Source organism: Kistimonas ophiarachnellae (assembly GCF_057552235.1).
Map to the genome: position 1 here is coordinate 1 of NZ_BAAJPA010000013.1, position 15,275 is coordinate 15,275.

A 15,275-nucleotide genomic window follows, 5' to 3' on the forward strand; every position below is an offset into this window, starting at 1 on the left:
ACGTCAAGAATTCACAGAAGGATATTAAAAGACTATTCCTGCTCAGTGCACGACAGGAAATTGCTATCAAATCACTTGATAATAAGGTTGAAGTCAGCCAACAAGAAAATCGTGATCGTTTCGACCAGGTTGATCGCCGATTAGATCAGGTTGATAGCCGGTTAGATCTGGTTGACAGTCGGTTAGACCAGGTTGACAGTCGGTTTGACCAACTTGAACTTCTCATCCGCCAACTTATCCCCGATGCCAACAACTGACACGCTACCTGACAATTCGCTCAGCCAGACACCTTGCGGCGTTGGTTAGCTTGAGGTTAGGTGAGACGCTTTTGTTGAAACAATCCAACCAAAACTCGCTGGCTGATTACCTGCATCATTATCATTGATTTTCAAGGGATTAGGTTGCTGTCACACTCCCACTCCCAGATAGACCTGCTTCTTGTCGCCGTCAACAGGTCTGATTCATCCCTCCCTCCTCGTTAAGCCGCTGCATTTTCTATAATGTGCTCATCCATTCCGGCAGGGGTCGCCGATCTCGGCGTCAGGTCAGGGGCTTCTTTCGGTCGCGCCCGAGCTGTCGCTTAAGCTGCCTGCTTCACGGAGTATGGGCCATGTCTTTGTCGAGGGGTGTCGCGGGTGCCATGGCGTTATCGCTTGTTGTCGGTGCGGCAAACCCGGGTCATGCCGATAGCCAGTCCGGAAAACAAACATCACTGGATTCGAACGCGATGAAGCCCGGACTGCGGCAACGTTCCGCAGTCCGGCAACAGGACCTGTTGACGATTGGCCTGGCGCAGGTTGCGCCGGTCTGGCTGGACAGGGCGGCGACCTTAAAAAAGGTCATAGCCCGTGTGTATGAAGCCCGTGACCGGTCGGTGGACCTGCTGGTGTTCGGCGAAGCCCTGGTGCCCGGTTACCCGTTCTGGCTTGAATTAACCGGCGGCGCGCGGTTTAACCATCCCGACCAGAAGCGGATGTTCGCGCACTATTCCCGGGAAGCGGTCAGCATTGAAGACGGCCACCTGGCCCCGCTGAGCGAGGCCATTCGCAAGGCGCAGGTGGCGGTTTACCTGGGCGTCGTGGAGAAAGCGGCGGACCGGAGTCGGCACAGCCTCTATTGCAGCCTGCTGTATTTTGATCAAACCGGCGTCCTGCGCACTGTTCACCGCAAGTTGATGCCAACCTACGAGGAACGGCTGGTCTGGTCGCCGGGGGACGGGCACGGCCTGCGTGTCCATGCTCTCGGGCCGTTCCGGGTTGGCGGCCTCAACTGCTGGGAAAACTGGATGCCCCTGCCGCGGGCGGCGCTGTACGCCCAGGGCGAAGACCTGCACATATCGACCTGGCCCGGCGGTGACCATAACACCCGGGAGTTGCCGGTGTTCCTGGCGAAGGAAGGGCGTTCCTACGTGGCGGCGGTGTCCGGCCTGCTCAGGCCCGCTGACATCCCGGACGATTCGCCACTGTCCGACACCCTCAGGGCCGCCGTCACGGGGACGCACCTGGCCAATGGCGGCTCATGCCTGGCGGCGCCGGACGGCAGCTGGGTGATTCCCCCGCAGGTCGGAGAAGAAGGGCTCTATATTGCCAGGATATCCCATCAGAAGGTACGGATGGAAAGGCAGAACTTTGATCCGGCAGGCCATTATTCCCGCCCTGATATCACGCACCTGACGGTCAACCGCCGTCGTCAGGGCACAGTCACCTTCCACGATGACCAGGAACCGGCGAGTGAGGTTGTTTCGCCGGTAGCGGGTTCAGTGAACGAGTAGGGGGCGTGATGGCGACAGGAACCTGCGATCCGGAACGATGAAGTGCGGGTGGTTTTTTCCGGGTCCCGGTCTGCCGGTTTTCACGTCCGTCTTTCACGGGTTCCCCGGTGAATGAATGTCACATTGCCAGGAAAGGCTGAACAGCCGTGCGGCAACAAGCATCGCTTAAACTGAAATGGAGGGGCATCTTCTGACAGAGACGCATGGTTTGTGGATCACTGATTGAACATCAATATGAAAACCTGTTCGTCAACTGAGCGGGAATAATCTTTTTTAAAACCGCTGATGAAAAAACGCCTGCACGCCGGTTTTCTGGGGTGTTTAGGACTGCCGGTAAGCGCTGCTGAATACCGGCGTAAGTATCACTAACAAAAATGCGCGGAATGTACGTGTTTCGTTGTCGCGAAGTTTTCTGTGGGGCATACTTCGGGGGTCTTCCTCTTGGTAGAGGCGCGGTGCTTAAGAGTAACAGGAAGTAGGGTGACGCCCGAGATCTCCTGTGAAAGGAATCACCGCCGAAGCCGGTCAAGCGAGTCAGCGCCATCGGCTGGTGTGTCGTTTAAGAGACGCCACACTGTCACGGTGTATTCCGCAGACAATCGTCTGCGGTACACATGCCATCAGGTGTAATCCGTTATCGTCTGCTTGTCGCGATGAGAACGGATGGATGCCGGATCCGTGGAGTGCTACCGCTGTGGGAAAAGTGAATGTACTGACTTTTCGGGTGCAGGCCTTTTTTCATCATCAATCGCGCTCCTGATCGTCTATCACCAGGGTGACTGTTTTGGACTACAGTTGTACCTGCTTAAGAGATCAGAAGTTATGGAATTAGCGAGTTTCGAGTTTTCGTCCCTGTCTCTGGCGGCGCCCGCCGTCGCCATTGGTCTGGCAGTGATTACCCGCAAGGTATTGCTGTCATTGGGCGCCGGTATTCTTTGCGGCGCCTTGTTGCTGACAGGTTTTGACCCTGCCCTCTTTGTTAAATACCTTTCTTCCGCCTTTTTGAAAGTGTTCTGGGACGATGGCCTGAACAAGTGGAATGTATTCATTCTGCTGTTTCTGATCCTTCTTGGCGTCATGACCAGTTTCATTACGCTGGCCGGGGGAACCCGTGCTTTTGGAGAATGGGCACGTAAGCGCATACAGACCCGCAAAGGCTCTCAGCTGCTGACGGTTATGCTGGGAATTATCATTTTTATTGATGATTATTTTAACAGCCTTGCTGTTGGTAGCATCAGTCGGCCATTGTCTGACCGTCACCGGATTTCCCGGGCGAAACTGGCGTATCTGCTGGACTCCACTGCAGCGCCAGTCTGTGTCATCACACCAATCTCCAGCTGGGGCGCGTATATCATTGCTTTGATCGGTTCTGTCATGCTGACCCATGGCGTGACGGACATTACCCCGTTTGCCGCTTTTCTCACCATGGTGCCGATGAATCTGTATGCTGTCTTTGCGCTGGCGCTGGTGGTGCTTGCCGCCTGGATGGATCTCAATGTCGGGCCCATGAAGCAGCATGAGCTGTTAGCCCAGGAAGGGCAGCTCTATGATCCTTCCAAGGGCGAACCCCCCGGTGCGACTGAAATCACCGAGTGCGACAAGGGGCATGTGGGTGACCTGGTGATTCCTATTATTGTGCTGGTTGTCGCGACCGTCGGTGCGATTATCTGGACGGGTGCCCAGGCTCAGGCAGAAGCGGGTCAGGCGTTTACGGTAATGGGTGCATTCGAGCATACCGATGTTGCGACTTCGCTGGTTATGGGTGGAACCATAGGTTTGCTGTTTTCTGTCCTGATGTTACTACGTCACCGACTGCCGTCAGGTATGGTGGGACAGGCGTTTGTCGATGGTGCAAAGTCCATGCTGGATGCTATCTATATCCTGGTGCTGGCCTGGGTATTGATTGATGTAATCAGCAACCTGGAAACCGGTAAGTATCTGGCTGGCCTGGTAAGTGGCTCGATTGATGCCTCAATGATTCCGGCCTTGCTGTTTGTGATTTCCGGTATCATGGCTTTTGCCACGGGTACCAGCTGGGGCACCTTCGGCATTATGTTGCCGATTGCAGGCGATATGGCTGCCGGTACAGAGATTGCCCAACTATTGCCGATCATGTCAGCCGTGCTGGCGGGGGCGGTGTTTGGTGATCATTGTTCACCGATCTCAGATACCACCATCTTGTCATCCACAGGGGCATCCTGCCATCATATTGATCACGTAATGACGCAGCTGCCTTACAGTGGTGGAGTCGCACTGGTCGCTTTACTGGGATATCTCGCCATGGGTATGGCCGACTCCATGACGGTGGGCTTCCTGACCTCATTGGTTGCATTCATTGCCCTGATTTTCAGTTTTAAAAAACTGTCCGCAGATATCATGCCCAACGGTGTTCGCCAGTACGCCTGATATTGATATGGATAACCGATGAAAAACCGATCCCGGTGGATCGGTTTTTTTGTTTTGAAGCCGGATAACAGGCTCTTGCTAGACTGTTATAAATATCGAGAAATTTTATACCGCCACATGTGACAGGGATCGTCGCCATGAGTCTGACAGCATTGATGGATGAGTTAAGCAAGGTCAATCAGCTTGACCCGATAACGCCGGAAGAAGGTCGTTATACCCTGAAAATGAATGGGTTTGATGTTCTTTGTTATACCCGGGCCGGACGTATTTATCTTGAGGCGCAGCTCGCGGCTCTGCCGGAAGGGGATGACAAGCGTCGAGAGCTGGCAATGAAGCTGGCGGAAAAAAGCCTGCCCCTGATTCGCGCCCAGCGCGCCTGCCTGAGTATTAATGAAGAAGATGATCATTATTGGCTGCATCGCCGGTTGCCTGAGCCCGGGCTGCAGTTGGATCAATTCCAGCAAGCGGTTGAGAGTTTTGGCAGCTGTTTCTTGTATGTGCGTGACATCATTAATGAACCTGTCGGTGGTGGCGGTATTAACCCCATGATGATGCCGTAACGCCGGTATGGCGAAAAAAGAGATACAGCGTTTTGCAACCATTCTGTCTCCGGCGGAATCGGGCGGGGATGATTACCAGAATGGTTTGCGCGTGGCCAATACCGGCTTTTTGCAGGCGCTGGTTCGATACAGTGAATTCACTGTGTTCCATCTTTTTGTGGTGGCAGACGATTGTCTAACGGTTGAAGCCTATTGGTCTCACTATCAGATGTTGCGTGGTTTGGACAAAGAAATCCGGGTTTATCCCTTGCATCTTCTGCCTGTCTGTTTGTCACAGTATGATTATTCCGTTTTCCATTGTGGTGATCACTATATTGCGCCGCTGTTGGAGTTGCGGGAGTCCTATGCTTCCCGTTTGTTTCCTGTTACCGGGCGAGTTCATTCGCTCTGCCAGGATGTTTCTCTTTCCAGCACCCGGAATCTATGTTTGGCGCCGCAGAAGTACTGTGACGCCCTGCTTTGCGCCAGTGATGCCGCTCAGACGGCTATGGAAAAGCTGTTTCAGACTGTAAGAGAACAGCTCACTGAGCGGCATGGCGTAGCCTTCCGGAAAGGCTGTCGTATCGAGAGGGTGCCGCTGGGAATTGAGCCAGACGATTTTCCGGCCACAGATAAAATGTTCGCACGACAAGCATTAGGGCTTCCGGAAGAAGCGATCATTATTCTGTATCTTGGCAGGATTGATGCCGGTAATAAGATGGATCTGCATCCTTTACTACAGGCATTGAACGATGTTGTTAGCGATGAAACGGCTGGCGCTGCTCAGGATATCGTACTGTATATCTGTGGTCAGTCATCAGCGAGTGATGATTATGTGGTCTCTTTAGCGCGATCTGCTGGTCAGCTGGCTATCGAAGACCGGGTGTTATTCAAGTTTGATCTTGCCCCCGATGAGCGCAGCACTGTTTATGCGGCAGCGGACCTGTTTGTTTCTATTGCCGATAATCCCCAGGAAACGTTTGGTCTTGCCCCGCTGGAAGCCATGGCTGCGGGTTTGCCGGTGATATTGTCAGACTGGGACGGCTATCGCGACCTGGTAGAAGATGGTCATTCGGGTTATCTCATTCCGACGGTTTGGGGTGATGTCAACACCCTGGTCACACCAACAGCCTTTTATGAACCGGAACGCAATCTGCTCGCGTCAGCACAGAGCGTAGCAGTTGATGTTTCAGTCTTGTCCCAACTATTAATCAATCTGATTAATGACAATCAGAAAAGAAAGAAGGTGGGGGCAGCAGGACAACAGCGTGTCGAAGCGTGCTTTACCTGGAATGAATCTGTGTCTCGCTATATGTTGCTGGTCAAAATGCTGAAGCAGCAGGCTGACGCTATCGGGTTTCAGCCGTCTGGTCGTTATCCGGGTTTGCCGGTGGCCTCTGTTTTTAATCATTATGCGTCGGGTCTGCTGGATGATGCTGTGGTTGTTAAAACCCTGCCACGTGGACGTCGGGTGCTGACAGGCTCTGAAACGGCGGTCTGTTTTGACGGGATAAACCACCTGGTTGATGCGCAGCTTCAAACGGCGGTTCTGGAAGGGGCGCTGTTGGGGGCTTCAATCAGCCAATTATGTGAGCATATCTCTCTGGCGAAGCCTCTGGTGCTTTTCAATATCCTGTGGGGATTGAAGCATCATATGTTGGCGATAACGAAAGAAGATCCGGGAATCCGTCCAAGACGCTATGTACGGATCCCAAATGTTCCTGTATCGGAAAAGAAGCATTCTGATAATGAAGTTTGGCAGACGCTGCAGCTGACAGAATACCCTGATGACTGGACTGCAGAACTTATTCAGCCCGTCATGAATCGGTATCTGTATCCGTTATTGAACAGAATGCTGAGTACTGACCTGTACCAGGCTGAAGGTGCGGTATCCGCGTTAACCGTCCCTCTTGTTGATCTTTTATCCCGGAAGCTGGATGCGCTTAAAACCATCTGTTTGAAATCGGCAGTCAATATTGATTTAAGGACTCTCCCTGCGCAGGCGCTGTTGGATCATTTTCCACTGTGGGGGCGGCAGGTTAAAGTTGAACTGGTTGCCTATCTTCAGGCCGTTAAAACGTTACTTCGGCGATTAAACAAGGATAGTCAGTGGCTTGTTCAACAGCTGTTGCATGCAGACTCACAGGATGAATTACGCATAGCAGGACTGGAGCCACTCACCGATCAGCATTATTGGGGAGTCGTTCTTGTCAGGTTTAGCAACGGTGAAACGATTCTCTATAAGCCCAGGGATATGCGTCTTGAAGCCAGGCTGGTGAATCAATCCCGGGATAATGAACCTTATAGCCTGACTGAGCTTTTTAACCAGTGGGTCAATGAGCCAATACTGGGTTGCCTGCGACAAGTCTCAAGAGCCGAAAATCTTGGTATCCGGGAATGCTTTTACGGTTATTCCGAGTATCTGCCTGGTAATACGCCACGGGCTGAATGGACGGATAAGACTTACAGGAGTTTGGGGCTGCTGTCAGCCTTTCTGCTGATAACCGGGCAGGGAGATGCCCATTATAAAAATATCCTTATTCACAATGAGATACCTTATCTCGTGGATGCCAAACGGTCATTATCACAAGGCGTTGTCACCGGTCTGGTGGCGGATCTGGAAGACTCAACAGGTCTGACATGGGAAACATCCGCCCTGTCAAAAACCCGGATCAATGTCTTCTGGGAAGATTCTGAAGACATAGACGATGATCCTGATCGACATGCTCAATATGCTTCTGTAGTTGCAGAAGGGTTTCAGCAGGGGTTGAAGCTAATGGCTGCAAAGACTGACTTTGTGGCCAGTTTTCTACAGGAGCTGGCTGAATTACCCGCTTATTGCTCACTGTTGACCCACCATCAGCACCGCCAGCAGATACAGGATATCGCGAGATACCATGTATTCTGCGAGGCTTCCATTGGCACTTTATTTAAAACGACGAGAACGATGGTCGACCGTTTTATCCGGGAACAGGCACATGTGGAGCGTAGCCATCAACCGGTGATGTGTTGTCGTGATGGCATTATGCGTGCTTGGGTGAGGGGGAATTTTCCTTGTTTTTACCGGTTGCCAGAGGCTACCGCATTGAGAGTTGCCGTCAATGACCGGCCAGACAGGCATGAAAGAGTGAGAATTGATTATTTTCCAATAGCCGTGCTGCCTGAACTGGTTAAGTGTATTGGACATCTGGATCAGGCTACGATCGACAAATGGATGGAAGTTTATGAAAACGGGTTGTTGAATCTAGCGGCTGATGAGCCGCTGGAAGAGAATCTTTTGCAATGGCTGGGAGAGAATCAATAAAGCCCCGCTACTGCTTAATGCGGGGCTTTAGGCGGTGTGCTTTTCTTGTCGGCGTGGTGCTTGAGTTCCTGCAGCAGGTTCTCTGCCAGGTTGGCAGCCAGCGGATCATCGGATTCTGTCAGCGGTGTCAGGAATTTTTCACTTTCGCTGTTGCGGCCCATCAACATCAGTGCCATACCAATAAAGGCACGAACAGTAGGATTGTCTGGCTCGATCTTCAGGGCTTTCTTTTCAAGCACATCCAGCGCATCCTGAAACTGGTTCAGGTTGAGATGGTTCAGCGCCATGCCGATGTGTGGCAGAACACTGTTGGGGCGAATGTGACCGATGGCCTTGAAGATAGACTTGGCCTGGGCTGACATCCCATTGCTGGTAGCCATAAACCCGATATCGGCCAGCAGTCGTAAGGTTTCTACGGTGACCATGTCCCTGGTTCCCCCCTGAATCCCTGGATCAGTTGATCTTCTGAATAATGCCCTGCGCGGTATCCTTGACGGCTTTGACGACCGAGCTGTCGACGCTATAGAGCATGGTGAGTTTATTCACATCCTGCTGCAGTTTGATCATGTCGGCCAGGTTACTGGGATCAAGATCCTGCATCGATGTTTCGAGCTTGCTTTCAAATTCAGACAGCTTGTTGGACAAGCGGTCAGTTGCCTGATCAAAGCTGATGCTGTTGGTGCCGTTATTCAAAACTGACATAAGAACTTCTCCCTGTTCCCAGTGCCTCTTTTAAGTCTAGTCCACAGATATGCCAGTATTCGGTCTGACCGCCGTGGATAAACCCGGTCTTAATGCGTGCCAGAGGCCTTGTGGTATTTGAGCCAGGTCAGTTCGATCACCTTGACGGCGTCATCCAGCGCCTTGATCAGGGCGTCGGTCTGCTCAAATTCTTCGGGAGACAGCCCGCCCTGCTTGCGGCTCTTGAGCTGAGCGGCCTCAGCATTCAGGCTGTCGATCAGTTCCTGTCTGTACTGACCGTCCGTATCGGTACTGAGACGGTCCTCTGTCAGTGACAGGGAGACGTTATCAGCTTCCGCCATGGTTGCCTCCTATGTAGTATTTTATTCTTTCCTGGCCTAGCCGAAGCGTCAGATATTCCAGGGTGATACTTTCAAGTATATATCCGTTTTTCAGCCTGGCGCCTTTCAGGTACTTCTCACCGTTATCGAGGATCACAAAGGGCTCCTTGCCGATGGTGACGCTCTTGATATTGATGATGGGCTGCAGGGTGGCCAGATCGGCGGATGGCAGGGTGACATCAATCACCAGCTCTGGACGCTTGCCGTATTTTTCACGGAAGTTTCGGACCACTTCCTTCAGGTGATACCCCTGAGAGATATCCATGAGACGCCCTTTCATAATCACCTTGCCGGGTTGGTCCAGCAGCTTGATACGCTGACTCAGCGCCTTTTCTTTGAGCATTGAGCGGAGCGTCTTGATGCGGGTATTCTGGAATTCAAGCTGGTCAATGATGGTCTGCAGGCCATGCACTTCCTGATGCAGTAATTCACGGATTTTCGTCAAATCTCTGACGGTGTGCAGGTAACCTCTGAGAATCAGTGTGCCCGGTAGCGTGTCCAGTGCAACGGTCAGTGACTTGTAACCGTGCATTTTCAGCACCGCCATGGCATTTTCCTGCATCTCATCCAGGGCGATGATCTGGTTGTTGAAAAGGACAGATTTCTCGGTGAGCGCATCCAGATAGGCTTGCTTGGTCGTGCCATCGACAATGTAGCCTGTCAGTAACACGGAGCCGTCAGGTAGAGTTTTCAGTGTGACATCTTCAAGGTTTTGCAGGACCCGTAGATTTTCCGCTTCAAGAATATGAGAAATAGGCTTTTCTGCTTCCGCCAGGGCAGGATCAGTGAGTTGCCATAACCAGGAAAAAACGCTGATAAAGCCGACCAACAGTGCAGCTGCGGCACCCACAATAACGATTTTTTTTCCCGATGATGGCAGGAAAGCACGCAGTCTCTGCGTAAAGCTGGGGCTGGAGGAATACTGTTCTTCGAGTTCCGTCAGCTCATCATCGGAGAGTCTGTCGTCCAGAACAGGGATGTTTTCGTCATCATGGTGTTCCTGAGCAGTATCCGAATGAGCGGGTTCTTCTGGTGACGGTGTAGGTGCTGTTGGCGCCGGCGTCGTCAGGTCTGGCATGGTCAGTTCGGGCCATGTTGCTCCTTCCGGTGCCATGGCAAAATGCAGGTTTCCTGCCGTCACGATCACAAAGGGCTGAAGCGTAAACTGGTTTTCCTGAGCCTGACCGTTCAGGTAGACACCCTGACCTTCGGCCAGGTTCCGAATATCAACGCTATCCTCAGAAACCAGAATTTCCAGCTGATAATCGGCGAGGGTGTTATCGGTGAGCACCAGGTCGCACTCTTCGTGCCGGCCCAGTGAGTACTGGCCTGCATCCAGAGTGATTTCTGCGCCGACATGGGGGCCGGACAGAATCTTTAAAACCCAGACCTGGTCTGCCATAAATTGTTGTCCATTACCTGCAGTGGCAGAGCGTCGCCATATTCATTGAAAGAGATGCCTGATGGGGCCTTTCGCCCGCACATGATCCAATCCCTGGAGCGCGGCTGAAAATGGCGTAAACATTGAAACGCTGACTACTAAAAAAAGCGTATGTGATGGTGGGGGATATTTCCACCGGATAGCCTGAGCTGCCCGAAAAAACAATGGGTTATCGTATTTTTAACGGGGGCTTGCGTAATTATTTGACAGATTCGAGCATGCCCGCTTCCGACAGCAGTCAGAAGCGTACTTTTCCGGCACGTATTTTTTCCAGTTCATGGGGTTGCAGAGGCTGATACTGTTGGTTTCCGGGCAGTAATGCCAGCACCGGATCGTCGAATTGGCTGGTATCAAATCCTTCTTTTTTTAATGTGGTCTTTTGGTATTTGAAGGTTGTCGTCATCTGCTGAGAATCGCAGATTCTGAGAAACAGTGGGATGGCATAACCGGGTAGCTGTCTGCGGACATGTTGGGTCAGCGCTTCCAGATTGAGGGTTTCTTTGGCTTCTGAGACGACCAGGGCCGTCATGCCAGCCCGGCCATCCGTTCCTGGCAGGCTTATGCCATATGTGACCGCATGCTCAACAGCAGGAAAGTTGGTAAAGGCCGCTTCAACTTCAGATGTGGCGACATTTTCCCCTTTCCAACGAAAGGTATCCCCAATCCGGTCAGAAAATGCAATGTGCCGCCAGCCTTGGCGGACAACGAGGTCGCCGGTATTGATGTAACAATCCCCCGACCGGAAAACGTCCCGATACAACTTTTTCTGTGATGCATCTTTATCGGTATAACCATCAAACGGCATACGACGGGTAACCTTTGTCAGTAAAAGACCGCTTTCTCCTTTATTGACTTTCTCCATGAAACCCTTGGGCGTTCGAACAGGGCGGTCGTTCTGAACATCGTAACGGACAACCGCATAAGCCATCGGACAGGTGCCTGCTGTCTTGTCCAGATTCAGGGCATTGGTAAACACCAGGTTGACTTCACTGGCGCCATAAAACTCACTGATGGATGGAATCCTGAAGCGTTCCTTGAAGGCTTCCCAGATATCCGGTCGCAGTCCGTTACCGATGATGGTTCTTACCGGGTTATCGGCATCATTGGGTCTGGCGGGGTGATTAAGCAGGTAACGGCAGAATTCACCGATATAACAGAAGCTGGTGGCGCCATAATGGCGGATATCGTCCCAGAACCGGTTAACACTGAATTTCCGGGCAATTGCTAACGATGCTCCGTTTCCCATGACGGCACTCAATGAAACGGTTAGTGCGTTGTTGTGGTAGAGCGGAAGCGCACAATAGAGAATATCGGTTGGTTTGAGTCGCAGGGACATCATGCCAATGCCAGCCATGGCTTTGAACCAGCGATAATGTGACATCACTGAGGCTTTGGGCAGACCGGTTGTGCCGGATGTGAAGATATACAGTGCCGGAGAAGAGAGCTTCAGAGTACGGGTGATATCAGGATTCGTATCTGGCATGTTTGCCGAGACTTCAACGAAATTTTCGTAGTCATCAGGTGTGGGATTATTGCTGTTATCGTTAACGAAGTAATGGGGATGTTCTGACCGTTCGGACAACGTGTGCTTGATACCGTCAAAGGCTTCAATTAATTCTTCACCCACAATACATAACGCTGGTTTTGTAATCGTGAGGCTGTGCAATAAAGCGTTATTACGCTGACTGGTATTAAGCATGGTCGCAATGGCGCCAAGCTTTAAGGCGGCCAGAGTGACCAGCAGTGTTTCAGGACGGTTTTCCATCAGGATCGCAATGCGATCACCCGGTTGAATGCCTCCCTGTGCCAGCGCATGGCTGAAGCGGTTGACCTGTCGATTGGCTGCGTCATATGACCAGACTTTATCCTGATATTTAAGAAATGGACGTTTGCCGTATCGTTGTGCCTGTTTTTCCAGTAATCGCCCAATGGATAACCGTCGTTCCGGATGCAGTGATACCAGCTTCAGCAGACCGGTGGTAATTTGTGGAAGCTCTGGCGTCAGGGCAAGGCCAGAGCGTAGGATATTGGCAAAGCTGACTGTTCGTGTTGGCATTATTGTTATTATTGTGTGGTTGTTACTTCAATTCTGCAGACGATTTATTGAATAGTCGTCGAGCAATAATCAATTGCTGAATCTGCTGGGTACCTTCAAAAATATCAAGGATTTTCGAATCCCGGGACCATTTCTCCAGTAACTCATCTTCGGTGTAGCCGCGTACGGTGCAGAGTTCAGCACACTTCAGGGTTATAGCATTGGCCGTACGACCTGCCTTGGCTTTGGCCATGGAGGCTTCCCTGGAATTGGGTTGGCCGTTATCAGCCATCCATGCAGCCCTGAGCGTAAGCAACCGGGCAGATTCCAGCTCGGCTTCCATGACCAGAAGTTCCTTCTCCAGCGCTGGTCGCTGATAAAGCCCCCCCTTGCAGGAGGGTTCAATACCTTGTGCTTTGAGTAATTCCTGCGTGCGTTCGAGAGCTGCGCGGGCAAGGCCAACGGCCATGGCGGCAACGACGGGGCGGGTATTGTCAAAGGTTTGCATAACGCCACCAAACCCTCGTTGTACGTCAATATTCGGATTACCCAGCAGGTGTGAAGTAGGCACACGACAATTGGTAAAGGTAATCGCCGCAGTATCGGACGCTTTGATGCCAAGTTTTTTCTCCAGCCTTACCACTTCCATGCCGGGTGTGCCTTTTTCAACGACAAAGGATTTAATCGCTGCACGGCCGAGGCTGGGATCAAGACTTGCCCATACCACTACAGCATCAGCCCGCTCACCACTGGTTACATAGATCTTTTCACCATTGATGATGTAGTCGTCGCCATCTTGTTTGGCTGTCGCCCGGATCGCCGCTGAATCAGAACCAGCCCCGGGTTCAGTAATGGCCATGGCGGCCCACAGATGGCCGAATTTTTTCATCTGCTCGTCGTCTGCAACAGCTGCAATAGCGGCATTGCCAAGCCCTTGCCTGGGAAGACTCAGGGATAGACCGACATCTCCCCAACACAGTTCAGTAAGACCCAACACGGTAGAGAGGTTGCTGCCATTAACAACCGTGTGACTGTCGCCTTTAGCAGTATTCAGGCGACCTGCTCCGGTGCCGCTGTCCGCGCCATCATTCATGGCGTCCAGCAGGGATGCCAGCATGTCGAGCTCAACAGGATACTCATGTTCCCTGCGGTCATATTTGCGGGAAATAGGACGAAGAACGGCCTTGGCGACCTGATTGGCCTGGCTCACCAGACCTTTGAATTTTTTGGGTGTTTCCAGATACATACCGTGTCCCTTATACCAGTAGCGAACCGGTGAGGAGCGAAATAGCACGTAAATCACGATACCAACGCTCGACGGGATACTCTTTGACAAAACCGTGGCCGCCGAGCAACTGTACACCATGAGTACCAATCATCATGCCCTTGTCACTGCACTGGGTGTGCGCCAGCCAGGCTTCCCTGTCAAAAGAAAGCTGATGATCACAACGACTGGCGGCTCGCCAGTTCATCAGTCGCATGCCTTCCAGTTCCGTGGCCATGTCTGCCAGCAGGAAGGCGACACCTTGTCGATGACTGATGGGTTCTCCAAATGCCTGACGTTCATTACAGTAGGGAATGGTGAAATCAACGACAGCCTGGGAGGTGCCGCAGGCGAGTGCGGAGGCCGCAATTTGGGAGCGTGAGAGCCAGTCCTCCACTTGAAAATTGCAATCAAGACGGGCGTCTGGGCTGACTTGCACATTAGACAGTGTCAGCGTGCCTAATCCGGCCGACTTCAGACCCATCGCAGGCGCAGCGTCAATTTGAATGCCAGGGTTGTTTCGCTCAACCAGAAACAGGGTTGGCGTATTTTTGTTGGTCTTGGCGCTAACAAGAAAGAATTCTGCCGTTTGCGCCAATGGAACCAGCGTTTTTTGACCGTTCAGACGGTAGCCTTTGCGGTGACGGCTTGCCGTACAGCGACACAGCTCTGGGGAAAAGTCGATCTTATTTTCATGAATGGCCATGGCAGCAGGAAGAAACTGTCCTTCCGCAAAACGGGGTAGCCATTTCTCCTGTAAAGAGGCATTTCCCCAGCGGCTGATTGCCGATAGGCAGGCGGTTGGTGCAAGCAGTGCCAACGCCTGACCCATGTCACCCCATGCCAGTTGCTCAGTGATCAGGGTCATGGTTTCAGCAGGTGCATCAGAGCTAATACCACCCCAGGCTTCAGGAAGTACAAACAGATTGAGGCCCAGGGCTTCTGATTCGGCTAAGACGTCTTTGGTTGGATAACCGGCAATTTCTGCCTGATCGGCCTGTTCTCTCAGCGTGTTGGCAAGTCTTTGCGTGTTTTCAATTATCAGGCGCTGTTCTTCTGAAAGAGAGAGATCGAACAGTTTACGATGGTTGTTGCCTGTTGCTGAAGCTGTGGTGTGACGTTTTTTGGAAAGCGTCTGCTGGCCGGATGACACCAGTCGAAAACCGGTTCTAGTTACGTGGTAGGCCAGTCGTTCCGCGGGTTTGCGCAGTTTGTAGCGGCTGGCAAGTGCCGAGCCTGCGAACCGGTTGACCAGGGAAAGGGCGATCCCTGTGGCGTTCAGTGTCATGGTGTACTCCCCCGGGAAGCTGCCTGCCGTGATAGCGGTTTCTTCAGCCCGCATTCACGAAATACAACAACTTACCCATGAACTGTGTCGCAAATCAGGCTATGATAGGCCGTCGTTGTCTGATTCATCAGGCTGACAAAGAGTC

Annotated in this window: 11 protein-coding genes, 1 pseudogene and 1 riboswitch; of the genes and pseudogenes, 5 read left to right on the forward strand and 7 right to left on the reverse strand. The window is 52.2% G+C overall.

Annotated elements, in window-relative coordinates; all coding sequences use genetic code 11:
• From AC27K1_RS16000 to AC27K1_RS16020, 5 genes and pseudogenes are all read left to right on the forward strand, one after another.
• A pseudogene (locus AC27K1_RS16000) lies at window positions 1-257 on the forward strand (hypothetical protein); the annotation flags it as partial.
• Between the two features lie 353 nt (window positions 258-610).
• Window positions 611-1,771, forward strand: a complete 1,161-nt coding sequence (locus AC27K1_RS16005; protein ID WP_487151825.1) for a carbon-nitrogen hydrolase family protein — start codon at window positions 611-613, stop codon at window positions 1,769-1,771.
• Window positions 1,772-2,208: 437 nt separating this feature from the next.
• Window positions 2,209-2,468: riboswitch (Lysine riboswitch) on the forward strand.
• Between the two features lie 125 nt (window positions 2,469-2,593).
• On the forward strand, window positions 2,594-4,177 hold the full coding sequence (locus AC27K1_RS16010; RefSeq protein ID WP_487151826.1) for a Na+/H+ antiporter NhaC family protein: 1,584 nt from the start codon (window positions 2,594-2,596) through the stop codon (window positions 4,175-4,177).
• Window positions 4,178-4,314: 137 nt separating this feature from the next.
• Window positions 4,315-4,737, forward strand: a complete 423-nt coding sequence (locus tag AC27K1_RS16015) for a CesT family type III secretion system chaperone (protein WP_487151827.1) — start codon at window positions 4,315-4,317, stop codon at window positions 4,735-4,737.
• A 7-nt stretch (window positions 4,738-4,744) separates the two neighbouring features.
• Window positions 4,745-8,020, forward strand: coding sequence for a glycosyltransferase family 4 protein (locus AC27K1_RS16020; protein WP_487151828.1), 3,276 nt, complete (start codon window positions 4,745-4,747; stop codon window positions 8,018-8,020).
• Between the two features lie 14 nt (window positions 8,021-8,034).
• On the opposite strand, the gene AC27K1_RS16025 is transcribed toward AC27K1_RS16020, so the two are convergent.
• The 7 genes from AC27K1_RS16025 to AC27K1_RS16055 all read right to left on the reverse strand — a co-directional run bounded on the left by AC27K1_RS16025 (window position 8,035) and on the right by AC27K1_RS16055 (window position 15,184).
• Complete coding sequence (locus tag AC27K1_RS16025) at window positions 8,035-8,445, reverse strand: tetratricopeptide repeat protein (protein WP_487151829.1); 411 nt, start codon at window positions 8,443-8,445, stop codon at window positions 8,035-8,037.
• Between the two features lie 28 nt (window positions 8,446-8,473).
• Complete coding sequence (locus AC27K1_RS16030) at window positions 8,474-8,722, reverse strand: EscF/YscF/HrpA family type III secretion system needle major subunit (protein ID WP_395179296.1); 249 nt, start codon at window positions 8,720-8,722, stop codon at window positions 8,474-8,476.
• Window positions 8,723-8,811: 89 nt separating this feature from the next.
• Window positions 8,812-9,063, reverse strand: a complete 252-nt coding sequence (locus tag AC27K1_RS16035) for an EscE/YscE/SsaE family type III secretion system needle protein co-chaperone (protein ID WP_487151830.1) — start codon at window positions 9,061-9,063, stop codon at window positions 8,812-8,814.
• On the reverse strand, window positions 9,050-10,504 hold the full coding sequence (gene sctD / locus AC27K1_RS16040) for a type III secretion system inner membrane ring subunit SctD (protein WP_487151831.1): 1,455 nt from the start codon (window positions 10,502-10,504) through the stop codon (window positions 9,050-9,052). Before sctD ends, AC27K1_RS16035 begins: the two co-directional genes overlap by 14 nt.
• A gap of 277 nt (window positions 10,505-10,781) precedes the next feature.
• Window positions 10,782-12,599, reverse strand: a complete 1,818-nt coding sequence (locus AC27K1_RS16045) for a long-chain-acyl-CoA synthetase (protein WP_487151832.1) — start codon at window positions 12,597-12,599, stop codon at window positions 10,782-10,784.
• Window positions 12,600-12,621: 22 nt separating this feature from the next.
• The gene (locus AC27K1_RS16050; RefSeq protein WP_487151833.1) at window positions 12,622-13,824 is read right to left on the reverse strand and encodes an acyl-CoA dehydrogenase family protein; all 1,203 of its coding nucleotides are present in this window, start codon (window positions 13,822-13,824) and stop codon (window positions 12,622-12,624) included.
• Window positions 13,825-13,834: 10 nt separating this feature from the next.
• On the reverse strand, window positions 13,835-15,184 hold the full coding sequence (locus AC27K1_RS16055; protein WP_487151834.1) for an acyl-CoA dehydrogenase family protein: 1,350 nt from the start codon (window positions 15,182-15,184) through the stop codon (window positions 13,835-13,837).
• Window positions 15,185-15,275 lie beyond the last annotated feature (91 nt).

Excerpts from the sequence above, each read along its gene's own strand:
- AC27K1_RS16005 (WP_487151825.1), top strand. The coding sequence starts at position 611 with ATGTCTTTGTCGAGGGGTGTCGCGGGTGCCATGGCGTTATCGCTTGTT.
- AC27K1_RS16010 (WP_487151826.1), top strand. The coding sequence starts at position 2,594 with ATGGAATTAGCGAGTTTCGAGTTTTCGTCCCTGTCTCTGGCGGCGCCC.
- AC27K1_RS16015 (WP_487151827.1), top strand. The coding sequence starts at position 4,315 with ATGAGTCTGACAGCATTGATGGATGAGTTAAGCAAGGTCAATCAGCTT.
- AC27K1_RS16020 (WP_487151828.1), top strand. The coding sequence starts at position 4,745 with ATGGCGAAAAAAGAGATACAGCGTTTTGCAACCATTCTGTCTCCGGCG.
- AC27K1_RS16025 (WP_487151829.1), bottom strand. The coding sequence starts at position 8,445 with ATGGTCACCGTAGAAACCTTACGACTGCTGGCCGATATCGGGTTTATG.
- AC27K1_RS16030 (WP_395179296.1), bottom strand. The coding sequence starts at position 8,722 with ATGTCAGTTTTGAATAACGGCACCAACAGCATCAGCTTTGATCAGGCA.
- AC27K1_RS16035 (WP_487151830.1), bottom strand. The coding sequence starts at position 9,063 with ATGGCGGAAGCTGATAACGTCTCCCTGTCACTGACAGAGGACCGTCTC.
- sctD (WP_487151831.1), bottom strand. The coding sequence starts at position 10,504 with ATGGCAGACCAGGTCTGGGTTTTAAAGATTCTGTCCGGCCCCCATGTC.
- AC27K1_RS16045 (WP_487151832.1), bottom strand. The coding sequence starts at position 12,599 with ATGCCAACACGAACAGTCAGCTTTGCCAATATCCTACGCTCTGGCCTT.
- AC27K1_RS16050 (WP_487151833.1), bottom strand. The coding sequence starts at position 13,824 with ATGTATCTGGAAACACCCAAAAAATTCAAAGGTCTGGTGAGCCAGGCC.
- AC27K1_RS16055 (WP_487151834.1), bottom strand. The coding sequence starts at position 15,184 with ATGCGGGCTGAAGAAACCGCTATCACGGCAGGCAGCTTCCCGGGGGAG.